The organism is Xanthomonas vasicola pv. musacearum NCPPB 4379, assembly GCF_000277895.2.
Classification (GTDB): Bacteria; Pseudomonadota; Gammaproteobacteria; order Xanthomonadales; family Xanthomonadaceae; genus Xanthomonas; species Xanthomonas vasicola.
Genome location: NZ_CP034655.1, coordinates 1,122,499 through 1,145,133, shown reverse-complemented (window position 1 = coordinate 1,145,133; position 22,635 = coordinate 1,122,499). Strand labels below are relative to the sequence as shown.

Here is a 22,635-nt window from a genome sequence, read left to right as displayed (position 1 = left end):
CAATTTTCGCTACAGCATAGGTGTCGCCCCAAGATGCGATCGCACTGCGCTACTCGTCATTCGATGGAGATTTTGCAATGTGGATGCGAGTTTCTGATGCCATTCCATGTTGCACTGGCTATCGCACCTGACATGCCGATGCCTCTTTTCTTTGGTACAGACGTGCCTCGAGGCTTCTTTCTCCTGCGCTTCCGTATTTCCGCGCCTTCGCACGCTTACGCTTATAAGGATGGTCTGATCAACGCGACCGGAAAACGAAGCAACCGCATCCGCCGCGCTGAGGGCGCTCAAATCGCCGATTTTTTGCCGGTTTCGGCACGTTTGCGGGGTGTTGCCTGGATTACAGGCACAGCTTCCCCGCAGCAGGCATTAACGCTTTGCGCGTCAGCCACAGATTCGATAGTGCAAACAGCGTCAGCACCTGTGCGGTGTTCTTCGCCAAACCGCGATAGCGCACCTTGACGTAACCAAACTGACGCTTGATCACCCGAAACGGGTGTTCCACCTTCGCACGCAGGCTGGCTTTGGTGTGCTCCCAGCGCTTGGCCAACTTCAGTTCGCGCTTATTCTTGATCTGCTTCAGCTTCGAGGGCTTCTCCGCGATCAGGTAGCGCAGCGTGCGCTTGCCCTTCATCTCATCGCGCTTGTCCAGCCCGGTGTAGCCGCTGTCGCCGCTCACAGTGTCTTCCTTGCCGTGCAGCAGCTTGTGCGCCTGCGTGATGTCCGCTGCGTTGGCCGCCGTGCATTCCACGTGGTGCACCAGGCCCGACTCATCGTCCACCCCGATGTGCGCCTTCATCCCGAAGAAGTACTGGTTGCCCTTCTTGGTCTGGTGCATGTCCGGATCGCGCTCGCCATCCTTGTTCTTGGTCGAACTTGGCGCCGCAATGATCGTGGCATCCACGATCGTCCCGCCCCGCAGACTCTGCCCTTTACGCGACAGGTGCGCGTTGACCCGGTTGAACAGCTTGCGCGCCAAATCATGCCGCTCCAGCAAATGCCGGAAGTTGAGAATCGTCGTTTCATCCGGCACCTCATCCAGCCCGCCGATCTTCGCAAAACGGCGCATCGACACCGTGTCGTACAGTGCTTCTTCCGCCGATGGATCGCTCAGTGCGTACCACTGCTGCAAAAAGTGGATGCGCAGCATCGTCTCCAGCCGATACGGCTGTCGCCCCGGCTGCCCCGACTTCGGGTAGTGCGGTTCGATCAGTGCCAGCAGATCCTTCCACGGCACGACCTGGTCCATCTCGGCCAAGAACACCTCACGCCGCGTCCGCTTGCGCTTGCCGTTGTACTCCGCATCGCCGAAGGTCAGTTGCATCGTCGTTGTCCCGTTGCGTCTGTGTGATTGTCGCAGGATCAAGGGGAGTTGTTCAGAGTTTCCATAAGCATGCAATCTTGGAAAACATAGTGCAGTCGAATACATCATCGACACATCGAATGATCGACAGGTTCTTTCAGCCTATCGCCAAGTAACCTTCGACCTCATCCAATGACGGCAACCGCGTTGTGATGGCAACTTAGCTTTCATGCAACAACTTGCGTCTCTGCTGCCTCTGCTGCTGCCATCGGAAACATGCGTCAAGACTGCGCATCTTCCCGCATCAACGGATGCTGCATAGATCATCAGTCGTGCAGCACGCACGACAACTGCATCTCATGCACTTCGCACTTCCGCTACTCCCGGCGCTTCCACAGCTCTTGTATGCGAGTACATCCACACGAAGCAACGTGCGAAGCGGCAGTACGCAACTTCGAAAACATAACACCACGTGATGAGTGCGTGCACAAATCTCACACGCTATGAAATCCGCTTTCTTTGTCCATTCCAACGACATTTCAAGCCAACAAGTAATGGCATCAACGCGCGCGAAACGGCGATGCAGTAACGCAACGCAACAGTCGCTGCAACGATGCGACGCAGATCCAATACTGCAGTGCACGGCGCGATGTTGCGCATCGCTAGACATCGCAAGCAATCGCAATCGTCAACCGTCTCATTCAGCCACGATTATGTGATGGGCGCCTACCTTGCGCCAACTTTTTGACCCACCGCATTTGGTGGGCACCTTCGGCAGATGTTCTTTCGCCGGAAACTTTGGCGCCCCTTTGCAGGTCGCCTCCCCATGACGCCAAGCCCTCTGTACTGGTGCATCCACATTGGATGCTCTGCGGAACGGCCCATACGGAGCAAGGAGTTCTATGAAACTTGTTTGGATACTCTGGCTGTCGCATGTGTTACCGCAGCCAGCCGCAGATTCACTGTGTTTGAGTACCACCGTTTATCTGGAGGCGCGCGACCAGACCTTGCGTGGCCAACAGGCCGTTGCGGAAGTTGCGTTGCGTCGCCTGGATAGCGGTTTGTGGGGCGATTCGATGTGTCAGGTGGTCACTGCACGCAAGCAGTTCGCACCGACAATTGTGGCGCCGGGTACGCAGCTGAAGAACGACGATGCCTGGAACAAGGCGTTGGACGTGGCACTGGCGGCGCAGCGCAACTGGGCACTACCGGTTGGCCAGCGCAAAGAGATCGTGCCGGGTGCCAGTCACTTTGCCGCAAGCGCAATTGCGAGCCCCAGCTGGCGTAATGCCTATCAGGTGGCGACCATCGGCGACCACACGTTCTATCGCGTGCAGACATTGCGCCCGCGCAACGCGTCCTGAGCGCGCAATGTCGCAGCGTGCCCTTTTAGTTCTGTGTCACGAAGATGTCCTGCCGCTGCGATGCACTGCCGACGCGTTCGGCGCGTCTCTAGACACCGTCGTCGAGATGCTCATGTCGCTGCAGCGCGACGAATACAGCGCCGCATGACGATTGATCAGCACGGCATAAAGCCGTGTCACACGTCGATGCACTCCCTCACCTGGATAGGTTGCAAAATGGCCCTGATCACTCAGGAGCCGCAGCCGCCGACTGCCGCGCGCTGGCCACCTTGGCGCCGGCATTAGCATCGACACAACCGCAACCGGCGCGACCGCCGGGCCCAGTGGCGCGGCCCCTGCTGCAGCTTTCAATCACCAACTGCACGCTCCACACGGCGTCGCCCGCCCGCTAAGCTTAGGACCTCATTCCCGTGTGGATCGTCCATGAAGCTGTACACCAAGCCCGGCGCCTGTTCGCTGGCAGATCACATCGTGTTGCGTTGGTCGGGGTTGCCGTTCGACCTGAGCGTGGTCGAAGCGGCGACGATGAAATCTCCCGAGTATCTGCGCCTGAACCCAGCCGGCGCCGTACCGCTGCTGTTGATCGACGATTGGGCACTGACCCAGAATGCCGCCATCCTCAATTACATCGCCGACATCGCACCGCTGAGCGGCCTGTCCGGCGATGGCACCGCGCGCAGCCGTGCCGAAATCAATCGCTGGATCGCCTTCGTCAATGCCGACGTGCATCCCGCGTTCAAGCCGATCTTCGGCAGCACGGCGTATCTGCAAGACCCCGCGCTGATTGCGCGCAGTCAAGACGATGCACGCAGCAAGTTGCGCACGCTGTACGAGCGCGTCGATGCGCATCTGCAAGGTCGCACCTGGCTTGCCAGCGACAACCACACCGGTGCCGATGCGTATCTGTTCGTGACCTTGCTGTGGGCGCAGAAAGTCGCCGTGAATCTGGATGGCTTGGATGCGCTACAGGCGTTTGTGCAACGCATGTTGGCCGATGCCGATGTGCAGGCCGCACTGAAGGCGGAAGGCCTGACCTGACAGCGCAGACATGCGCCCCGCGACACGCAATAAAAAACGCCGGGCAATGCCCGGCGCTTTCATCACAGCAGTGACCGAAAAACTCAGCCCAGCAGGTGCGACACGCCGCTGCGTTCTTCTTCCAGCTCGGCCAGGGTCTTGTCGATGTACTTCTGGCTGAAGTCGTCGATGGGCAGATCGTTGACTAGGGTGTACTGGCCGTTCTCGGTGGTGACCGGGAAGCCGAAGATCACACCTTCCGGAATGCCGTAAGAGCCGTCCGACGGCACGCCCATGGTGACCCACTTGCCGTTGCTGCCCAGCACCCAATCACGCACGTGATCGATGGCGGCATTGGCAGCCGACGCTGCCGATGACAGACCACGCGCTTCGATGATCGCCGCACCGCGCTTGCCCACGGTCGGAATGAAGGTGGACGCATTCCATTCCTGGTCGTTGATCGCATCGCCGATGGACGCGCCATCGGAGGTGGCGAAACGGTAGTCCGGGTACATGGTCGGGCTGTGGTTGCCCCACACCACCAGCTTCTCGATGCCGCCGACCGGCTTACCGAGCTTGAGTGAGAGCTGGCTCAGCGCGCGGTTGTGGTCCAGACGCAGCATGGCGGTGAAGTTCTTCGGGTTCAGATCCGGCGCCGACTTCATCGCGATGTAGGCGTTGGTGTTGGCCGGGTTGCCGACCACCAGCACCTTGACGTCACGCTTGGCGACCTTGTTCAACGCCGCGCCCTGCGCGGTGAAGATCTTGGCGTTTTCCAGCAGCAGGTCCTTGCGCTCCATGCCAGGGCCGCGCGGACGCGCGCCGACCAGCAGGGCCACGTCGATGTCCTTGAACGCCACCTCGGCGTCGTCGGTGCCGACCATGCCGGCCAGCAGCGGGAACGCGCAGTCTTCCAGTTCCATCATCACGCCCTTGAGCGCGGCCTGGGCCTTCTCGTTGGACAGTTCCAGCAATTGCAGGATCACCGGCTGATCCTTGCCCAGCATTTCGCCGGAGGCGATGCGGAACAGCAGGGCATAGCCGATCTGGCCGGCAGCGCCGGTCACAGCAACACGAACAGGTGCTTTCATGGGGTGTTTCCTCTGCTAAAAAGCGTTGGTGGGTAGCGCGCTGGCGGAGCGCAAGGCCTGGCGGCGCGCTTTGACAAGCAAACGGCCGCACAAGGCGGCCGTTCGACGGGAGGCGATCAGGCGGCGAGGATCTTGTTCCACTCCGCAACGCGGTCGGCCTTGGCGGCCAGCACGGCGTCGGTGTCGCCTTCGATTGTAAGCGTATTGATGGTGTCGCCCTGGGCAACGCTATCGACCACGTCCAGGCCCTGAGTGACCTTGCCGAACACGGTGTGCTTGCCGTCCAGCCACGGGGTGGCGGTGTGCGTGATGAAGAACTGGCTGCCGTTGGTGTTCGGGCCGGCGTTGGCCATGGACAACACGCCGCGCTCGTGACCGACGCCATTGTTGGCCTCGTCTTCGAAACGGTAGCCCGGGCCGCCGCGGCCGGAACCTTCCGGGCAACCGCCCTGGATCATGAAGTCGGCGATGACACGGTGGAAGCTCAGGCCGTTGTAGAAGCCGCGCTTGGCCAGGTTGACGAAGTTGGCAACCGTCAGCGGGGCCTTCTCCGGGTACAGCTCGACAACGATCGGGCCGCGGGAGGTGTCAAAGGTGGCGATCAGGGACATGGAAATCCTTGCAGGTTCTGGAGTGATCAACAGCCCATTAGGATACACCCGGGCGTGCGACCGGCCGCGTGGTTACGACCATGGTCCAACACTCACCTCGCCCCGGCCGTGGGCCTCGTCACGCTGGCTGAATGGGCGATCTGAACCGACTTTGGCGCACCCGCAACGGCAACGCAACGAAACCGCTATAATGTTGGGCTTACCTCATCTCAAGACTGGCGCCAGACAGGGGCCCTTTCCGCATGTCTATCGAAAAACTCCGCAATATCGCCATCGTCGCGCACGTTGACCATGGCAAGACCACCCTCGTCGACTGCCTTCTGAAGCAGTCCGGCACCCTGTCCGAACGCACTGTGTTGGCTGAGCGCGTGATGGACAGCAACGATCAGGAAAAGGAGCGTGGCATCACGATCCTGGCCAAGAACACGGCCATCACCTGGAACGGCAACCGCATCAACATCGTCGACACCCCGGGACACGCCGACTTCGGTGGCGAAGTCGAGCGCGTGCTGTCGATGGTGGACTCGGTGCTGATCCTGGTCGACGCGATGGACGGCCCGATGCCGCAGACCCGCTTCGTGACCCAGAAGGCCTTCGCGATGGGCTTCAAGCCAATCGTGGTGGTCAACAAGATCGACCGTCCCGGCGCACGCCCGGACTGGGTGATCGACCAGGTGTTCGACCTGTTCGACAAGCTCGGCGCAACCGACGAGCAGCTGGACTTCCCGATCGTCTACACCTCCGCACTGAACGGCTACGCCAGCCTGGATTCGAACGTGCGCGACGGCGACATGACCCCGCTGTACGAAGCGATCATGCAGCATGTGTCGGCCCCGGACGTTGACCCGGACGGCCCGTTCCAGATGCGCATCAGCCAGCTGGACTACAACAACTTCGTCGGCGTGATCGGCATCGGCCGCATCCAGCGCGGCGTGCTGAAGAAGAACATGCCGGTCAGCGTGATCGACCGCGAAGGCAAGAAGCGTCAGGGCAAGGTACTGCAGGTGCTGGGCTTCCTGGGCCTGGAGCGCATCGAGCAGGACACCGCTGAGGCTGGCGACATCGTCGCCATCTCCGGCGTGACCGAGCTGACCATTTCCGACACCGTGTGCGCGCTCGATCACCCCGAGTCGCTGCCGGCGCTGACCGTGGACGAGCCCACCATCTCGATGACCTTCCAGGTCAACAACTCGCCGTTTGCCGGCAACAAGGACCTGTCCGGTGGCAAGTTCCTGACCAGCCGTCAGCTGCGCGACCGTCTGGATCGCGAGAAGGTGCACAACGTGGCACTGAAGGTCGAGGAAGGTTCCGACGCCGACAAGTTCCTGGTCTCCGGCCGTGGCGAATTGCATCTGTCGGTGCTGATCGAAAACATGCGTCGTGAAGGCTACGAGCTGGCCGTGTCGCGTCCGGAAGTGATCATCAAGGAAATCGACGGCAAGTTGATGGAGCCGATCGAACAGCTGGTGGTGGACATCGAAGAACAGCACCAGGGCGGCGTGATGGAAAAGCTGGGCACCCGTAAGGGCCAGCTGAAGAACATGGAGCCGGACGGCAAGGGCCGCGTGCGTCTGGATTACATGATCCCGGCGCGTGGCCTGATCGGCTTCCAGAACGAATTCCGCACTCTGACCCAGGGCTCGGGCCTGCTGTTCCACGTGTTCGACCATTACGGTCCGAAGGAACAGGGCGCGATCGCCAAGCGCCAGAACGGCGTGATGATTGCCAATGCACCGGGCGCAACGCCGGCCTATGCACTGGGGCCGTTGGAAGAGCGTGGTCGCCTGTTCGCCGCCGAAGGCGACAATGTGTACGAAGGTCAGCTGATCGGTATCCACTCCAAGGACAACGACCTGACCGTCAACGCGATCAAGACCAAGCCGCTGACCAACATGCGCGCTTCTGGCAAGGACGATGCGATCAAGCTGACCCCGGCGATCAAGTACACGCTGGAACAGGCCCTGGACTTCATCGAGGACGACGAGCTGGTGGAAGTCACCCCGAAGGAAATTCGCCTGCGCAAGAAGTTCCTGACCGAAAGCGACCGTAAGCGCGCTGGTCGTTCGGGCTAAGGTGTCAGGCCGACACGCGTGAGCACCAAGCCCTATAGCCCGGATCCGCGCGCGCATCCGGGACTGCATGTGATCGCCTTGCTTGAGGCGGTCAAGGGAACACTTGCGCTGTTAGCGGCGACGGGCCTGGAACTTCTGGGCCCGCTCCCCCTGCAAAATGCGGTCAGCACACTGATCCGTCGTTTCAATCTGGACCCGGACCACGGCGCATTGCCGTCGTTGCTCAAGACCATCAGCCCCGATGCGGTGCATCTAGCCGCTGCCGCCATGCTGGCCTACGGCCTGCTGCACGTAGTGGAAGCCTGGGGTCTGTGGCGTGCCAAGGCCTGGGCCTCGGTGCTGGGCTGCCTGTCGGCGGCCATCTATCTGCCCTTCGATATCTATGCCATCGTGCGTCACCCCGGCTGGACCGCCTGGGCCGTGCTGGCAATCAACCTGATTGTAGTCGGGGTGCTGGCACGCGATCTGGTGCGACGCCGCCGTCGCTGAGCTTGCCTTCCCGTTTTCGGGCACGTCATCCGTTGTCACCCCGACGCAGCGCCGTTAGCCTGCGACTTCTCCCCGGGGAAGACCATCCATGCGGTCCACCACTTTGTCTTTCGCGCTGCTTGCTGCGCTCTGCGGCTGTGCGCATGCCGATGATTCGTCGCGCGCGGCGACCGGTACCCCCACCGATTCCACCGCCAAAACCATCGATCTGGCCGAGGCCGACGTGGCCGGCCTGCAAGCCCGCATGGCCAGCGGCCAGAGCAGCAGCCTGCAACTCACGCGCGCGTATCTGCAGCGCATTGCCAGCATCGATCGCGCCGGCCCCACGCTCAACGCGGTGATCGAACTCAATCCGCGGGCCGAAGCCGATGCACGCGCCCTAGACGCCGAACGCAGCGCCGGCCGCGTGCGCGGGCCGCTACACGGCATCCCGGTACTGCTCAAGGACAACATCGACGCGCTGCCGATGGTCAACAGCGCCGGCTCGCTGGCACTGGCCGAATTCCGCCCCAGCCGCGATGCCTTCCTGGTGCAGCGCCTGCGCGCCGCCGGCGCAGTGATCCTGGGCAAGGCCAACCTCAGCGAGTGGGCCAGTTTCCGCTCCACCCAGTCCAGTTCCGGCTGGAGCGGACGCGGCGGGCTGACCCGCAACCCGTATGCACTGGATCGCAATCCCTGCGGCTCGAGCGCCGGCACCGGTGCGGCCATCGCGGCCAGCCTGGCCGCCGTCGGCATCGGCACCGAAACCGATGGCAGCATTACCTGCCCGGCATCGGTCAACGGCCTGGTCGGGCTCAAGCCGACCGTTGGCTTGGTCAGTCGCGATGGCATCATCCCGATTTCCAGCAGCCAGGACACCGCCGGCCCGATGACGCGCAGCGTCGCCGATGCGGCTGCAGTGCTGCAGGCCATCGCCGCCCCCGACCCGCAGGACCCGGCCACCGCCAAGGCACCGGCGGCCAGCGCCAATTATCTCGCCCACCTGAAGCCCTACAGCCTGCGTGGCGCGCGCCTGGGCCTGTTGCGCAACCCGCTACGCGAAGACCCGGCGATCGCCGCGGCGCTCGACCGCGCCGTGCAGACGCTGCGTGCCGCAGGCGCCACTGTGGTTGAAACCGCCCTAGTCTCCGATGGCAAGTGGGATGCTGCTGAGCAGATGGTCTTATTGGTCGAATTCAAGGCCGGCTTGAATGCATACCTGCAAAACCACCACGCGCCCGTTGCGACCCTGCAGCAGTTGATTGCGTTCAATCGCAACCATGCGCAGCGCGAGATGCCGTACTTCGGGCAGGAGCTGTTCGAACAGGCGCAGGCAGCACCCGGTCTCGACGATGCGGGGTACCTGAGCGCGCGCGCGAACGCCAAGCGGTTGGCCGGGCCGGAAGGCATCGACGCAGCCTTGAAGGCAGATCGCCTGGATGCCTTGATCGTGCCCACGACGGGCGCGGCGTGGATCACCACGCTCGGCAAGGGCGACACTTTCCCCGGCGCCGGCTATGGTGCCGCTGCAGTGGCCGGTTATCCGAGCCTGAGCGTGCCGATGGGACAGACCCAGGGCTTGCCACTGGGTCTGTTGTTCATGGGCACGGCCTGGAGCGAGCCGCGCCTGATCGAGCTGGCGTATGCGTACGAACAACGCAGCCATGCGCGCTTTACGCCTGGCTATGCGCTCAGTGCGCCGGCTGCGCATGATCCAGCCACATCAGCGGTCGCGCCCGTCGTGCCGGCACCGATGTGGGTCAAAAACGATTGATTGGGCCACGCAGGGCCACGCGTAGCAGCTGGCGCCCGACGCCACACTGGCGCGTGCAAGCGCAGCTAGGGTCGGGCGAAAAGCCTGCTGGGCGATAGCGGCTATAGCGGAGATCCCTTCGCCAAGGGCGTCCAGGACATCCTTGGCAAGCGCGTCACCGTACAGATTGCCAAACGCAGCGAGTTGCATACTTTCAAGGTCTTGCCGAAGCACTGGATTGTTGAACGCAGCTTTGCCTGGCTGGAGAAGAACCGAAGGTTATGGAAGAACTGCGAGCGAAGACTCAATACCAGCTTGCAGTTCATCCATCTTGCGTTCCTGCCATTGCTGCTCGGGAGATCGTGAACAGATTCTTAGATGCCGGTAGCCACCGCTACACGACGCACCAAGAACGACCAACAGCTCGTCGCGAGCAGTCGCCTGGTGGGTGCGTGGCGCGGACGGTGCAGAGGAACCGGAGTACATGCCGATTCCGAGCACCGACCAAGCCCGCCCGGCAGCGGCACAGTCTTTTTCTGAGCTGCGCTAGATGCTGGTCGCAGGCTCGCCGTCTTCGGCGCCCGGCGAGCGTACGCTCTCCTGTGCAATCGGCTCGGCCGCACGCGATGGCGCTTTTTCCTGCGCAGCGATTTCGGCGCGAATTCTCGGCAATGCATACGCATGCTCGCGGGTCAGGAAATCGATCATGCGTTCGCGCACCAGACAGCGCAGATCGAAGGCATCGCCAGAATTGCGCGCGCTTACCAGCAGCCTCACCTGGATGGTGTTGTCGCTGGTGTCGGTAATCTGGGTCACGCACACACGGCCATCCCATAGCGGCTCGCTCTGGCAGATACGCTCCAGCTCCGCGCGTACTGCTGCAATCGGCGTACGGTAATCCAGCCACAAAAACGCGGTGCCGAGCAGGTCGGCACTGCTGCGCGTCCAGTTCTGAAACGGGTTTTCGATCCACCACGTCAGCGGCACCACCATGCGGCGCTCGTCCCAGATCCGCACCACCACGTACGAGCTACCGATCTCTTCGATACGGCCCCACTCGCCCTCCACGATCACCACATCGTCCAGGCGAATCGGCTGGGTCAGTGCAATCTGCAAACCGGCGATCAAATTGCCGAACACCGGCTTGGCCGCGATACCGGCCACCAGCCCGATGATACCGGCCGACGCCAGCAAGGTCTTGCCGATCTGGCGCACCTGCGGAAAGGTCAGCAGGACTACCGAAATGCCGAGCAAGATCACCGTGCCCATCAGCACCCGGCTCAGCACGCGCGTCTGAGTCTGGATGCGGCGTGCGGTGAGGTTGTCGGAGACTTCGATCGGGTTGCTGCGCAGAATCGCCGCTTCGCCAGCAGCCACCGCACGTACCAGCAACCAAGTGACGCAGCCGACGATGCCCAGGTGCAGCAGATGCTGCACTGCTACCAGCGCCCTGCCGGCCAATGGGGTCGCTTCGGTGGCGATGCCCAAAAACAACAGCGGCAAAATAAAGGCCGCCGGCAGCGTGATCACGCGAATGATGCGCGCACGGCGATAGTCGCGGCCCTGCATGCGGCGAAACAGCCACAGCATCAATGACCAGGTCACGATGCCCGCCAGCAGCGAGGCACCGAGCGGAATTGCGTATTCGCGGATGACGTTCCAATCGGCAGTCAAACCGTTCCTCCTGTGGGGGGAGAGGGATGGCTGCCAGAGCATGCCGCACGCGGCATGAGCATCACGTCATGCGCACACCCCGCTCATGCGCCCAGCGGCTGCGAGGCCACCTGTTGCTGCTTGCGCACGATCGCCATCGCAATTTCCAGCGATTGTTCGTAGTTAAGGCGCGGATCCACGCTGGAGCGATACGCCCGCTCCAGATCGCGCTCGGTCAGCTCGCGTGCGCCGCCGGTGCACTCGGTGACATCTTCGCCGGTGAGTTCCAGATGCACGCCACCCAGCCGCGTGCCGGCCGCCGCATGCAGGTCGAAGGAGATCTCCACTTCATTGCGGATATTGTCGAAACGCCGCGTTTTATAGCCATTTCCCGTGCTTTCGGTATTGCCGTGCATCGCATCGCAGACCCACAGCACCCGCCGCCCGTCGCGCTTGACGGCATCCAGCAGCGGCGGCAACTTCTCGGCGATCTGCGCCGCGCCCATGCGATGGATGAAGCTCAAACGCCCGGGTTCGTCTTCGGGATTGAGCACATCGATCAGGCGCAGTAACTGATCTGGCTGCACCGACGGCCCGACCTTGATCGCGATGGGATTACGCACGCCGCGCAGGTATTCCACATGCGCACCATCCAGCGCAGCGGTGCGCATGCCGATCCACGGGTAGTGGGTGCTGAGATTGAACCAGCCCCACTGCCGCGGCACCTGCCGGGTCAGGCCTTCTTCGTACGGCAGCAGCAAGGCTTCGTGCGAGGTGTAGAAGTCGATGCGATTGAGGTTGTACACCTCCGCACCGGACAGGGTTTCCATGAAGCGCACGGCATCGCCGATCGAAGCGACCATCTTCTGGTAGTCCGCCGCCAGCGGCGAATAGCCCACCCAATCCAGATTCCAGTATTCGGGGTGATGCAGGTCGGCAAAGCCGCCGTCGATCAACGCGCGCACGAAGTTCATCGTCATCGCCGAACGCGAATGCGCGGTGATCATGCGGCGAGGGTCGGGCACGCGCGCCGCTTCGGTAAAGGCCGGCGCATTGATTACATCGCCGCGGTAGCTCGGCAAGGTCACGCCATCGCGGGTCTCTGTATCGGCCGAACGCGGCTTGGCATATTGCCCGGCAAAACGGCCCACCCGCACCACCGGCAAATGCAGCCCGTGCACCAGCACCAGGCTCATTTGCAGCAGTACCTTCAGGCGATTGGAGATGGTGCCCGATTCGCAATCGCTGAAATTTTCCGCGCAATCACCGCCCTGCAGCAGGAAGCGCTTGCCTTCCTGCGCTTCCGCCAATTGGCGCTTGAGCGCAAAGATTTCCCACGAGGTCACCAGCGGCGGGAGCTGCCCCAACTCGCGCATGGCGGTCTGCAGCGCGGCTTCATCCGGATACACCGGCAGCTGCAATGCAGGTTTGCCGCGCCAGCTATCCGGCGCCCACACTGCGACGGCGGGATCGGAAACGGGAGTGGGGGCGGAAAGATTCATGAAAGGACTCCTAGGCAGTCTGCGATGTTGGCAGAGCCGGAGGGCTACGCAAAGCGCCTGCATGCCAGGCGCGTCGGATTGCCACCGCAGCGCCCGCAGCGGCACTGGCGCGCAAGCGCCTGCGACCTGAACACCAAGCAACATCCCCCTGCGCGCCATGACTTTCGACCTACGCTAGCGCTCGCCAAGCAGTCCAATGTTACGAAATAACAACACCTCCTCCCTCACCCGCCTCGCGAAACTGCCATGACTCCTCGTCTTCTGTCTGCCGCTATCACCGTTGCCCTGCTGGCCGCACCCGTCGGTGCGGCGCTCGCCGCCGATGCCGACTCCGAGCGCACGACCGATCTGGATACGGTCAATGTGATCGCCAAGCTCGAGGCGGCGCGCAACGCGCTGTCACCGGATATCGGCAGCAGCCAATTCGCCATCACCGCTGAAGATATTGATCGCCTGCCGCTTGGCGCGGCGACCCCGCTCAACCAGGTTCTGCTGCAGGCACCGGGCGTGGTGCAGGATTCCTATGGCAGCATCCACGTGCGCGGCGACCACGCCAACCTGCAGTACCGCATCAACGGCGTGATGATTCCCGAATCCATCTCCGGCTTCGGCCAGAGCCTGGAGCCGCGCATCATCAAGAACCTCAAGCTGCTCGATGGCGCATTGCCGGCGCAGTTCGGCGACCGCACCGCCGCGGTGGTCGACATCACCACCAAGAGCGGTGCCGAACTCGGCAATGGCGGCAGCGCCGGCATCACCGCCGGCTCATTCGGCACCATCAACCCCAATGCGTCGCTTTGGGGCAGCAGCGGGCGTTGGAGCTGGTTCGTCAGCGGCGATTACGACCAGAACAAGAACGGCCTGGAAAACCCGGTCGACAGCCTCAATCCGATCCATGACAAAAGCCATCAGGGCAAGGGCTTCGCCGATCTGACCTACTTGGTCAATGAGAACACCCGTCTCAGCCTATTGGTTGGCTACGCCAACAATCGCTTCCAGATTCCCAACAATCCCGGGCAGACACCAGCGTTCGATTACCTGGGAACCACCGATCTCGATTCGTCGCAGCTGGATGAAAACCAGCGCGAAAACACCCGTTTCGGCACCTTGGCCCTGCAAGGCACCATCGGCGACACCAACTATCAGATCTCCGCCGGCCAGCGCTACAGCAGCGTGGCCTTCTCGCCCGACGTCGCCGGCGATCTGATCTTCAACGGCATCGCCTCGCAAGTGGACCGCAGCAACCGCGCCAATACTGTACAGGCAGACTTCGCAACGCCGTGGGGTGGCTCGCATACGCTGCGCTACGGCCTGTACGGCAACTTCGAGCACGCCATCGCCAGCAACAACTCTTACGTCTTCCCGGCCAACGACGACGGCAGCCAGAGCAGCAACATGCCGTTGTTCATCCCCGACGGCAGCCGTTTCCATGCCAGCACCTACGCCCTCTACCTGCAGGACGAATGGAAGATCGGTGATGACTGGACCGTCAATTACGGGCTGCGCGGCGACAAATACAAGGCCTTCGGCACTACCGAAGGTCAGCTCAGCCCGCGCCTGGGCGTGATCTGGCGCGCCAGCGAGAGCACTACCGTGCATGCCGGTTACGCGCGCTACTTCACCCCACCAGCCAGCGAGCTGATCTCCACCAGCGACATCGCGCTGTACGACGGCACCACCAATCAGCAGTCGGCCGGCAACGGCCAGACCACACCGTTGAGCGAACGCAGCGACTACTACGACCTGGGCATCTCGCAAGTGGTCACCGACCATCTGACGCTAGGTCTGGACACCTATTACCGCAAGGCCGACCGGCTCCAGGACGAGGGCCAGTTCGGTGCGGCCTACGTCTATTCCACCTTCAACTACCGCTACGGCCGCATCCGCGGGGCCGAGTTTAGCGCCGACTACACCAACGGGCCGGTCACCGCCTATTTCAACGTCGCATACAGCAAGGCCATGGGCAAGCAGGTCATGACCAGTCTGTATAACTTCGACCCGGATGCGCTGGCTTACGCCTACGACAACTGGATCCACCTGGACCACGATCAGAAGCTGACCTCTTCCGGCGGCATCAACTACGCCTTCAGCGAAGGCAGCAAGGTCGGCCTCAACTATCTGTTCGGCAGCGGCTTGCGCACCGATACCGACACCGTGCCCAACGGCGCTTCGCTTCCGTCGTACTTCCAGTTGAATGCCAGTGTCGGCCACGACTTCGACGTCAATACGCATCCGCTGCATGTGCAACTGGCTGCGGTCAATGTCCTCAATCGCAGCTACCAGTTGCGCGATGGCGGCGGCATCGGCGTGTTCGCACCGCAATGGGCACCGCGCCGCGGCGTTTATGTGAGCCTGCAGCAGGACTTCTGATTGCGGTGCAAGGTAGCGGATGGACTAGGTGCAGTCCGGTCCATCCGCCGGCGTTACCGCGATGAAGACGAATCAAAATGGGACAGGTTGGATGCTTACCGGCTGTATGGCTGGTGCGCATCGTCTGAATGGCGCGTTCGCACCGACTTGTCGGTCTAGCGATGCTACGAGCCGAGCCACGATCCACCAGAGCTGGCCGGCAGGAAGACCCATGCCTTAGGCCACACCGTGGCTGTCACTAATTGCAATACGCCGCAGCCGCGTGCAAGCGGCGGCAGATGCCCAGTGCTGGGTGCAATCAAACAACCCCATCAAGCGCATCAAAAGCACAGAGTGCATGTAGCGTAGATCGGTTGCGTACCGATGACTCAAAGCGCATGACCGGCAGCAGATCAGAGCCCCTCCTTTCGCCCGCCTGTCACCCGGCGAACCACGTAGCGTCGCCGCCCACGCGACGCAGAGTGCTTGCCTATCGCGATGACACCCGCCTGCCTCCAGGGCTGCAGGCGTGGCAACGCACGGCACCGCTCAGTGATATACCGAACTACGCCGTGCCTTGAAGCCCGCGTACAGCGCCCACAGTGCCAGCCCCACGAACCACACCATGCTCCACATCGGCATGCTCAGGCCCAGGAAGCGCCAATCGATATTGCCGCAGTCACCGGTGCCGGTCAGCACGGTGCGGAACACTTCGAACGGACCCATCGTCTCGCTCAGAAAGCTCAACGGTGGCCCGCAGGAGGACATCATGTCCTTTGGCCGGATCTGCACCCACACGTGGCGCCCCGCGATGCCCATGCCCACGCCTGCGGCGATGAAGCTCAACATGCCATACACCTTCCGCGCGCCCGCAGCTCGTGGCCCATGCAGTGCGCCGATCAGGAAGAACACCGCCAGCGCCGCAAACGCGATCCGCTGGAAGATGCACAGCGGGCAAGGCTCCAGACCCAGGTGCAACTGCACATAGATCGCGTAGGCCAGCAGTCCTGCGCACGCAAGGAAGCCCAGCAAAAACTGCGCCCGGAAACTCCAACGAAATGGATTCATCGTCACTGCTTGCCTAGGGTCAAGTTGCCGATTATCAGCCATCGCTACGGCCGTGACCACGCATGTCTGAGCAAGCAGCCGCACCGCGCCAAGCGCCTGGTGCTTATCTGCATCGCAGCCGTGGCGACACGCGGTGACACGCATGCGATGTCCGAACGTTCAGGGTCCACGGCATGCCTCCCGCAAGCGACAATCCAAAATCCGCGAGCCGTCCTCGACTCAGCGGAAGGAAGCTGCAACAGGCCGAGCAAGTGATAGGAAGTCGCACCGAAACATGAGCTCTAGCAATGTCGTCTTGCCTGCTGCGTGGGCGCACCGATCGATGTGCATGGGCATGTGTGCAGCAGGTATGTGCAGCCAGCAGCCTTCGGCAAACGTACATTTTCGACCAGCCAATAAAAAAGCCCGGCGTGCGCCGGGCTTTTTCAAGAATCTTTAAAGAAGCGATCCACTTACTCGGCCACTTCTTCGGCAACGACCGGACGGTCGACCAGTTCGACATACGCCATCGGCGCATTGTCACCGGCACGGAAGCCGGCCTTCAGAATGCGCAGGTAGCCGCCGGGACGGGTCGCGTAACGCGGGCCCAGTTCGACAAACAGCTTGCCCACTGCTTCCTTGTCGCGCAGGCGAGCAAACGCCAGACGACGATTGGCAACGCCATCGACCTTGCCGATGGTGATCAGCGGCTCGGCGACGCGACGCAGTTCCTTGGCCTTCGGCAAGGTGGTCTTGATCAGCTCGTGCTTGAACAGCGAGGCGGCCATATTGCGGAACATGGCTTCGCGGTGCGCGCTGGTACGGTTGAATTTACGGCCGGATTTCTGGTGACGCATGAGTGTGATTTCCTAAGGAATATTGAGACTACTGAGTGACGTTGTCGCCATCCTGGCGCTGTTGAATGGACTGCGGTTGGTCCGAGCCGGCCGTCCTTTGACCGGATGTCATCGCAGGCTCTGGCCCGTCGATGCAGAAAAAACAGCATGGGCGCCCGAAGACGCCCATGCCTTGATGCATTAACCAAGCATGCCGTGCTGGGCGACACCGGCCGGCGGCCAGTTCTCCAGCTTCATGCCCAGTGCAAGACCGCGCTGTGCCAGCACTTCCTTGATTTCGGTTAGCGACTTCTTGCCCAGATTCGGGGTCTTGAGCAGCTCGACTTCGGTCTTCTGAATCAGATCGCCGATGTAATAGATGCTCTCGGCCTTGAGGCAATTGGCCGAACGCACGGTCAACTCGAGGTCGTCGATCGGGCGCAGCAGCACCGGATCCACGCCGCTGGCAGCCGGCTTGGCCGCACCGCGATCGCGGTGGGTGAAATCGCCGAATACCGACAGCTGATCGCTAAGGATGTCGGCGGCGGTGCGCACGGCTTCCTCGGCATCGATCGTGCCGTTGGTTTCGATATCGATCACCAGCTTGTCGAGGTCGGTGCGCTGTTCAACACGCGCAGCTTCCACGGCATAGGCAACGCGACGCACGGGCGAGAACGACGCATCCAGCATCAAACGACCGATGGTGCGGGTTTCTTCGTCCGGACGACGACGCGCAGCAGCCGGCTGATAGCCGAAACCACGCTCGATCTTCAGACGCATGTTCAATGCGGTGTCTTTGGTCAGGTGGCAGATCACGTGGTCGCCGTTGATGATCTCAACGTTGTGATCGGTCCTGATGTCTGCCGCAGTGACCGTACCCGGACCCTGCTTGGACAACGACAGCGTGGCGCTGTCGCCACTGTGCATACGAATTGCCACGTCTTTCAGGTTCAGCAGGACGTCAAGCACGTCTTCCTGCAAACCTTCGACCGTGGTGTACTCGTGCAGCACGCCGTCGATCTCGACCTCGGTGATCGCAAAACCGGGGATCGACGACAACAACACACGACGCAGGGCATTGCCCAGCGTGTGCCCGTAACCGCGCTTCAAGGGTTCGATCACGACCTTGGCACGGTTGTCGGTAAGACGTTCGATCTGCGGACCACGGGGGCGCAGAACCTGGTTGGCGGTAACCGTCATGTTGCGGGGTCTCCTGCGAACCTCCGGCAGTACCGGAGGTTCTCCAATGTGAATTACTTCGAATACAACTCGACGATCAGCGCTTCGTTGATATCCGAAGGCAGGTCAGCGCGATCCGGAACGGCCTTGAACACGCCGCTGAACTTCTTCGAATCGACTTCAACCCACGACGGCGTCATGTCGTGCTGCTCAGCCACGGTCAGCGCTTCCTGCACGCGAAGCTGCTTCTGTGCCTTTTCCGACAACGTGATCGCATCGCCAGCCTTGATCTGGTACGAAGCCAGATTCACCGACTTGCCATTGACCAGCACGCCACGGTGCGACACCAGCTGGCGCGCGGCCGGACGGGTGACAGCAAAGCCCATGCGGTAGCAGACGTTGTCCAGACGGGTCTCCAACAACTGCAGCAGGATCTCGCCGGTGTTGCCCTTCTTGGTCGAGGCCTTCTTGTAGTAGTTGCGGAATTGGCGTTCCAGCAGACCGTAGATACGCTTGACCTTCTGCTTTTCACGCAGCTGGGTAGCGTAGTCGGAGAGCTTGCCCTTGCGAGCCGCTCCGTGCTGGCCGGGCTTCTGCTCAAGCTTGCACTTGGAGTCCAGCGCACGCGCCGGGCTCTTGAGAGAAAGGTCGGCGCCTTCGCGGCGCGCGAGCTTACAGGTAGGACCGATATAACGAGCCATTTCTTATCGCTCCCTTTAGACGCGACGCTTCTTCGGCGGACGGCACCCGTTATGCGGGATTGGCGTCACGTCGATGATGTTGGTGATCTTGTAGCCCACGTTGTTCAACGAACGCACGGCCGACTCACGGCCCGGACCCGGACCCTTGATACGCACTTCCAACGACTTCACGCCGTAATCGAGCGCAGCGCGGCCAGCCTTTTCGGCGGCAACCTGAGCAGCGAACGGGGTCGACTTACGCGAACCACGGAAACCGGCGCCGCCGGACGTCGCCCACGACAGCGCATTGCCCTGGCGATCGGTGATTGTGACGATGGTGTTGTTGAACGAAGCGTGGACGTGAGCGACGCCATCAGTGATGACGCGCTTGATCTTCTTCTTCGTTTTCTTTTCTGCTGGCTTTGCCATGATCTATCCCTTACTTCCTGATCGCCTTGCGCGGACCCTTACGGGTGCGGGCGTTGGTACGGGTGCGCTGACCACGCAGCGGGAGACCACGGCGATGACGCAGACCGCGATAGCAGCCCAGGTCCATCAGTCGCTTGATCGCGATACCGATCTCGCGGCGCAGGTCGCCTTCGACGACATACTTGCCGACTTCGGCGCGCAGGCGCTCGATCTCGGGTTCGGACAGATCACGAATCTTCGTGGTCGAGGTAACGCCTGCGGATTCGCAGAGCTTCTTCGAACGGGTACGGCCGATGCCGTAGATGCTTTGCAACCCGACCCAGACGTGCTTCTGGGCTGGCAGGTTGACGCCTGCAATACGCGCCATGACGCGATTCTCCAACTGAGTGATGGCCCGACAGCGCCCAGGCGCCATCCGGCAGGATGGATCAAAAGTTAACTCGGAATTATAGCAAGGCCTCGGATTGCTTTGAAGCCCGTGGAACCAGAGGTTCCATGAACCCGGCGTGGGGAGTGTGCCCTCGCTCCGGCGCCGGACGGTGTTGATCCAGAAAATTGCTCCGAATCGCCTGTGCTACTCCCGCACAGGACCACCCCGTCACACCCGCGCGCGAGACGTCGCGCGAGCCGCCCTTCTGATCGGAAGACCGTGGCCCGGGAACCAGGCCGTCTTCACGCAATGAAGATCTAGTGTACCACTTAACCGCGCGCAAGACCGCCGCGCGAGCCGCCCTTGAGGTTGGCCTTCTTCAGCAAGCTCTCATACTGATGCGACATCAGGTGCGCCTGGATCTGCGCAATGAAGTCCATCACCACCACCACCGCGATCAACAGCGAGGTGCCGCCGAAATGGAACGAGGTGCCGAGCTGCGTGCGCATGATTTCCGGCAACAGGCAGACGATCACCAGGTACAGCGAACCGGCAGCGGTCAGACGGGTCAGCACGCCATCGACGTAATCTGCGGTGGCCTTGCCTGGACGAATACCCGGAATCAGCGCGCCCGACTTCTTGAGGTTGTCGGCGGTTTCCTGCGAGTTGAACACCAGGGCGGTGTAGAAAAACGCGAAACCAATGATCAGCGCCGCAAACACCAACATGTGCACCGGCTCACCGGGCCCAAGCGCGTTCGCGATCTTCTGCAGCCACGAACCGATACCACCCGATGCCGCCTGACCCGACCACATCGACAGCGTCGCCGGGAATGCCAGGATGCTGGAGGCGAAGATCGGCGGAATCACCCCAGCCATGTTTAGCTTCAACGGCAGGAACGAGGTCTGATTCATGTACGCATTGCGACCGCCCTGGCGGCGCGCGTAGTTCACCGTAATCCGACGCTGTCCTCGTTCGACGAACACGACGAATAGCGTGAACGCCAGGATCGTGATAACGATCAACAGCAGCGAAATGAAGCTCAGATTGCCTTCACGGAATGCTTCGACAGTCTGGATGGCCGCCGACGGCAGGCCTGCCACGATACCAGCGAAGATAATCAGCGAGACGCCGTTGCCGATGCCGCGCTCAGTGACCTGCTCGCCAACCCACATCAGGAAGATGGTGCCGGCAGTCAACGCGATGACCGCAGTGAGCACGAAACCCATACCCGGCGCATATACCACCGGAGCGCCACCAGGCGCGGTCTGATTCTGTAGTGCCAGCGCGATACTGCCGCCCTGCACCACTGCCAGCAACACCGCACCGATACGCGAATATTGGGTGATCTTGCGTCGACCGGATTCGCCTTCCTTCTGCATCGCCTTGAGGGCGGGAAAGATGTGCGTGGCCAACTGGATCACGATCGATGCCGAGATGTACGGCATTACATTCAACGCAAAAATACTGAAACGGTGCAGGGCGCCGCCCGAGAACATGTTGAACATGTCCACGATGCCGCCGCCCTGCGCCTGCATCAACGAAAGCATGGCATCGGGATTCACGCCAGGCACCGGCACATAGCAGCCGATGCGATAAACGATCAATGCCCCGAGGACGAACAGCAACCGCTGGCGAAGTTCTGTGAACTTGCCGAGCCCGCCACCGAGGTTACCAATGCCAGCCTGCGCCATCTGCCGATTACTCCTCTACGCTGCCGCCGGCAGCTTCGATTGCTGCCTTGGCGCCTGCGGTTGCCGCAACGCCCTTCAGCACGAACTTCTTGCTCAGCTCGCCCTTCAGTACGATCTTCGCCTTCTTGGCGCGGCTCGGGACCAGATTGGCCGCACGCAGCGCTGCAAAGTCGACATCACCGGCATCCAGCTTATCCAGCTGGTAGGACAACACTTCTGCGGTATCGCGCGCCATCTTGGAGCGGAAACCGATCTTCGGCAGACGGCGCTGCATCGGGGTCTGGCCGCCTTCGAAGCCGGCCTTGATCTTGCCGCCACCCTTACGAGCGAACGAACCCTTGTGACCGCGACCAGCGGTCTTGCCAAGGCCCGAACCGATACCACGACCGACGCGGGTGCGCTCGGTGCGGGCGCCGTCGGCCGGCTTGAGGTCATTGAGACGCAGAGTCATGGGATTACTCCTCAACCTTGACGAGGTAGTGAACCGTATTGATCAGACCACGCACCTGCGGGCTGTCTTTCAGTTCACGCACATCGTTGAGCTTATTCAGGCCCAACGCACGCACCGACAGGCGGTGACGCGACTGGGTTCCACGCAGACCGCGCACCAGGCGCACCTTCACGGTCTTGTCGGTGTCCTTAGCCATGATTGAGCTCCTCCACCTTCTTGCCGCGCTTGGCCGCAACACGCGCCGGCGACTGCACTTCCGACAGACCCTTTAGGGTTGCACGGACCAGGTTGATCGGGTTACGCGAACCAACTGCCTTGGCCAGCACGTTCTTGACGCCAACCGCTTCCAGCACAGCGCGCATGGCGCCGCCAGCGATGACGCCCGTACCTTCCGAAGCCGGCTGCATATAAACGCGTGCTGCACCATGGCCTGACTTGACGGCATGCCACAAGGTGCCGTTGTTCAGATCGACAGTGGCCAGGTTCTTGCGCGCCTGTTCCATCGACTTCTGGATGGCGACCGGCACTTCGCGCGCCTTGCCATAACCGAAACCAACCTTGCCCAGACCATCGCCGACCACGGTCAGCGCGGTGAAGGTGAACTGGCGACCGCCCTTGACCGTCTTGCTGACGCGATTGACCGCGACCAGCTTTTCGATCATGCCATCGTCGACTTTCTCTTCGCGGTTACGGTCGCGATCACGACCCCGCGGTGCACGTTCTTCTGCCATCTTGATTCCTTGATTGATTGAGTATGTACGGCTCG

The 22,635-nt window shown here is 61.8% G+C and carries 22 protein-coding genes and 1 pseudogene; 8 read left to right on the top strand and 15 right to left on the bottom strand.

Annotated elements, in window-relative coordinates; translation table 11 throughout:
* Positions 1 to 340 precede the first annotated feature (340 nt).
* The gene (locus KWO_RS05355; protein ID WP_017113471.1) at positions 341 to 1,324 is read right to left on the bottom strand and encodes an IS5 family transposase; all 984 of its coding nucleotides are present in this window, start codon (positions 1,322 to 1,324) and stop codon (positions 341 to 343) included.
* Between the two features lie 881 nt (positions 1,325 to 2,205).
* Between KWO_RS05355 and KWO_RS05350 the strand changes: the two genes are divergently transcribed.
* The 3 genes from KWO_RS05350 to KWO_RS05345 all read left to right on the top strand — a co-directional run bounded on the left by KWO_RS05350 (position 2,206) and on the right by KWO_RS05345 (position 3,705).
* Entirely contained in the window at positions 2,206 to 2,667 is a 462-nt protein-coding gene (locus KWO_RS05350; RefSeq protein ID WP_010368619.1) for a cell wall hydrolase, read from the top strand.
* A gap of 7 nt (positions 2,668 to 2,674) precedes the next feature.
* Positions 2,675 to 2,815, top strand: coding sequence for a hypothetical protein (locus tag KWO_RS22460; protein ID WP_010368622.1), 141 nt, complete (start codon positions 2,675 to 2,677; stop codon positions 2,813 to 2,815).
* A 275-nt stretch (positions 2,816 to 3,090) separates the two neighbouring features.
* A complete protein-coding gene (locus KWO_RS05345; protein WP_010368625.1) occupies positions 3,091 to 3,705 on the top strand; it encodes a glutathione binding-like protein in 615 nt (204 codons plus the stop codon).
* A gap of 83 nt (positions 3,706 to 3,788) precedes the next feature.
* Here the strand turns inward: KWO_RS05345 and KWO_RS05340 are convergent, their stop codons facing one another.
* Entirely contained in the window at positions 3,789 to 4,775 is a 987-nt protein-coding gene (locus tag KWO_RS05340) for a malate dehydrogenase (RefSeq protein WP_010379359.1), read from the bottom strand.
* 116 nt (positions 4,776 to 4,891) lie between these two features.
* On the bottom strand, positions 4,892 to 5,386 hold the full coding sequence (locus tag KWO_RS05335; protein ID WP_010368631.1) for a peptidylprolyl isomerase: 495 nt from the start codon (positions 5,384 to 5,386) through the stop codon (positions 4,892 to 4,894).
* Between the two features lie 242 nt (positions 5,387 to 5,628).
* On the opposite strand from KWO_RS05335, the gene typA reads away from it, so the two are divergent.
* From typA to KWO_RS05315, 4 genes and pseudogenes are all read left to right on the top strand, one after another.
* Positions 5,629 to 7,458, top strand: coding sequence for a translational GTPase TypA (typA, locus tag KWO_RS05330; protein WP_010368633.1), 1,830 nt, complete (start codon positions 5,629 to 5,631; stop codon positions 7,456 to 7,458).
* Positions 7,459 to 7,527: 69 nt separating this feature from the next.
* Complete coding sequence (locus KWO_RS05325) at positions 7,528 to 7,947, top strand: DUF2127 domain-containing protein (RefSeq protein ID WP_026112159.1); 420 nt, start codon at positions 7,528 to 7,530, stop codon at positions 7,945 to 7,947.
* Positions 7,948 to 8,050: 103 nt separating this feature from the next.
* Complete coding sequence (locus tag KWO_RS05320) at positions 8,051 to 9,700, top strand: amidase (protein ID WP_010379357.1); 1,650 nt, start codon at positions 8,051 to 8,053, stop codon at positions 9,698 to 9,700.
* A gap of 72 nt (positions 9,701 to 9,772) precedes the next feature.
* Positions 9,773 to 10,045: pseudogene (locus KWO_RS05315) on the top strand (transposase); the annotation flags it as partial.
* Between the two features lie 180 nt (positions 10,046 to 10,225).
* On the opposite strand, the gene KWO_RS05310 reads toward KWO_RS05315, so the two are convergent.
* Together KWO_RS05310 and KWO_RS05305 are read right to left on the bottom strand one after the other, a co-directional pair.
* The gene (locus KWO_RS05310; protein WP_010371145.1) at positions 10,226 to 11,353 is read right to left on the bottom strand and encodes a mechanosensitive ion channel family protein; all 1,128 of its coding nucleotides are present in this window, start codon (positions 11,351 to 11,353) and stop codon (positions 10,226 to 10,228) included.
* Between the two features lie 83 nt (positions 11,354 to 11,436).
* Entirely contained in the window at positions 11,437 to 12,834 is a 1,398-nt protein-coding gene (locus tag KWO_RS05305; RefSeq protein WP_010379354.1) for a class II 3-deoxy-7-phosphoheptulonate synthase, read from the bottom strand.
* Positions 12,835 to 13,080: 246 nt separating this feature from the next.
* Here KWO_RS05305 and KWO_RS05295 point away from each other — a divergent pair, with 246 nt between their 5' ends.
* On the top strand, positions 13,081 to 15,204 hold the full coding sequence (locus tag KWO_RS05295) for a TonB-dependent receptor (protein WP_017112219.1): 2,124 nt from the start codon (positions 13,081 to 13,083) through the stop codon (positions 15,202 to 15,204).
* Positions 15,205 to 15,732: 528 nt separating this feature from the next.
* Here KWO_RS05295 and KWO_RS05290 read toward each other — a convergent pair.
* From KWO_RS05290 to rpsE, 10 genes are all read right to left on the bottom strand, one after another.
* Entirely contained in the window at positions 15,733 to 16,251 is a 519-nt protein-coding gene (locus KWO_RS05290) for a disulfide bond formation protein B (protein ID WP_010371131.1), read from the bottom strand.
* A gap of 452 nt (positions 16,252 to 16,703) precedes the next feature.
* Complete coding sequence (rplQ, locus tag KWO_RS05285; protein WP_003486665.1) at positions 16,704 to 17,087, bottom strand: 50S ribosomal protein L17; 384 nt, start codon at positions 17,085 to 17,087, stop codon at positions 16,704 to 16,706.
* 180 nt (positions 17,088 to 17,267) lie between these two features.
* On the bottom strand, positions 17,268 to 18,266 hold the full coding sequence (locus tag KWO_RS05280; RefSeq protein ID WP_010379346.1) for a DNA-directed RNA polymerase subunit alpha: 999 nt from the start codon (positions 18,264 to 18,266) through the stop codon (positions 17,268 to 17,270).
* A 53-nt stretch (positions 18,267 to 18,319) separates the two neighbouring features.
* Positions 18,320 to 18,946 (bottom strand): 30S ribosomal protein S4, encoded by a 627-nt coding sequence (gene rpsD, locus KWO_RS05275; protein WP_010371121.1) that lies wholly within the window; start codon positions 18,944 to 18,946, stop codon positions 18,320 to 18,322.
* Between the two features lie 15 nt (positions 18,947 to 18,961).
* Positions 18,962 to 19,354, bottom strand: a complete 393-nt coding sequence (rpsK, locus tag KWO_RS05270; protein WP_003486671.1) for a 30S ribosomal protein S11 — start codon at positions 19,352 to 19,354, stop codon at positions 18,962 to 18,964.
* A 10-nt stretch (positions 19,355 to 19,364) separates the two neighbouring features.
* Positions 19,365 to 19,721 (bottom strand): 30S ribosomal protein S13, encoded by a 357-nt coding sequence (gene rpsM, locus KWO_RS05265; protein ID WP_003486672.1) that lies wholly within the window; start codon positions 19,719 to 19,721, stop codon positions 19,365 to 19,367.
* Between the two features lie 332 nt (positions 19,722 to 20,053).
* Positions 20,054 to 21,418, bottom strand: coding sequence for a preprotein translocase subunit SecY (gene secY, locus KWO_RS05260; RefSeq protein ID WP_003486674.1), 1,365 nt, complete (start codon positions 21,416 to 21,418; stop codon positions 20,054 to 20,056).
* Positions 21,419 to 21,425: 7 nt separating this feature from the next.
* Positions 21,426 to 21,869 (bottom strand): 50S ribosomal protein L15, encoded by a 444-nt coding sequence (gene rplO, locus KWO_RS05255; protein ID WP_003486676.1) that lies wholly within the window; start codon positions 21,867 to 21,869, stop codon positions 21,426 to 21,428.
* 4 nt (positions 21,870 to 21,873) lie between these two features.
* Positions 21,874 to 22,065 (bottom strand): 50S ribosomal protein L30, encoded by a 192-nt coding sequence (gene rpmD, locus KWO_RS05250; protein WP_010379342.1) that lies wholly within the window; start codon positions 22,063 to 22,065, stop codon positions 21,874 to 21,876.
* A complete protein-coding gene (rpsE, locus tag KWO_RS05245; protein ID WP_003486682.1) occupies positions 22,058 to 22,600 on the bottom strand; it encodes a 30S ribosomal protein S5 in 543 nt (180 codons plus the stop codon). Before rpsE ends, rpmD begins: the two co-directional genes overlap by 8 nt.
* Positions 22,601 to 22,635: the final 35 nt, after the last annotated feature.

What these genes read in the sequence shown, in the direction of transcription:
- rpsD (WP_010371121.1), bottom strand. Translation starts at nt 18,946, where the DNA reads ATGGCTCGTTATATCGGTCCTACCTGTAAGCTCGCGCGCCGCGAAGGC.
- rpsE (WP_003486682.1), bottom strand. Translation starts at nt 22,600, where the DNA reads ATGGCAGAAGAACGTGCACCGCGGGGTCGTGATCGCGACCGTAACCGC.
- rpsM (WP_003486672.1), bottom strand. Translation starts at nt 19,721, where the DNA reads ATGGCGCGTATTGCAGGCGTCAACCTGCCAGCCCAGAAGCACGTCTGG.
- KWO_RS05335 (WP_010368631.1), bottom strand. Translation starts at nt 5,386, where the DNA reads ATGTCCCTGATCGCCACCTTTGACACCTCCCGCGGCCCGATCGTTGTC.
- KWO_RS05295 (WP_017112219.1), top strand. Translation starts at nt 13,081, where the DNA reads ATGACTCCTCGTCTTCTGTCTGCCGCTATCACCGTTGCCCTGCTGGCC.
- KWO_RS05340 (WP_010379359.1), bottom strand. Translation starts at nt 4,775, where the DNA reads ATGAAAGCACCTGTTCGTGTTGCTGTGACCGGCGCTGCCGGCCAGATC.
- KWO_RS22460 (WP_010368622.1), top strand. Translation starts at nt 2,675, where the DNA reads ATGTCGCAGCGTGCCCTTTTAGTTCTGTGTCACGAAGATGTCCTGCCG.
- KWO_RS05290 (WP_010371131.1), bottom strand. Translation starts at nt 16,251, where the DNA reads ATGAATCCATTTCGTTGGAGTTTCCGGGCGCAGTTTTTGCTGGGCTTC.
- rpsK (WP_003486671.1), bottom strand. Translation starts at nt 19,354, where the DNA reads ATGGCAAAGCCAGCAGAAAAGAAAACGAAGAAGAAGATCAAGCGCGTC.
- secY (WP_003486674.1), bottom strand. Translation starts at nt 21,418, where the DNA reads ATGGCGCAGGCTGGCATTGGTAACCTCGGTGGCGGGCTCGGCAAGTTC.
- KWO_RS05305 (WP_010379354.1), bottom strand. Translation starts at nt 12,834, where the DNA reads ATGAATCTTTCCGCCCCCACTCCCGTTTCCGATCCCGCCGTCGCAGTG.
- KWO_RS05355 (WP_017113471.1), bottom strand. Translation starts at nt 1,324, where the DNA reads ATGCAACTGACCTTCGGCGATGCGGAGTACAACGGCAAGCGCAAGCGG.
- KWO_RS05280 (WP_010379346.1), bottom strand. Translation starts at nt 18,266, where the DNA reads ATGACGGTTACCGCCAACCAGGTTCTGCGCCCCCGTGGTCCGCAGATC.
- KWO_RS05345 (WP_010368625.1), top strand. Translation starts at nt 3,091, where the DNA reads ATGAAGCTGTACACCAAGCCCGGCGCCTGTTCGCTGGCAGATCACATC.
- typA (WP_010368633.1), top strand. Translation starts at nt 5,629, where the DNA reads ATGTCTATCGAAAAACTCCGCAATATCGCCATCGTCGCGCACGTTGAC.
- rplO (WP_003486676.1), bottom strand. Translation starts at nt 21,869, where the DNA reads ATGACTCTGCGTCTCAATGACCTCAAGCCGGCCGACGGCGCCCGCACC.
- rpmD (WP_010379342.1), bottom strand. Translation starts at nt 22,065, where the DNA reads ATGGCTAAGGACACCGACAAGACCGTGAAGGTGCGCCTGGTGCGCGGT.
- rplQ (WP_003486665.1), bottom strand. Translation starts at nt 17,087, where the DNA reads ATGCGTCACCAGAAATCCGGCCGTAAATTCAACCGTACCAGCGCGCAC.
- KWO_RS05350 (WP_010368619.1), top strand. Translation starts at nt 2,206, where the DNA reads ATGAAACTTGTTTGGATACTCTGGCTGTCGCATGTGTTACCGCAGCCA.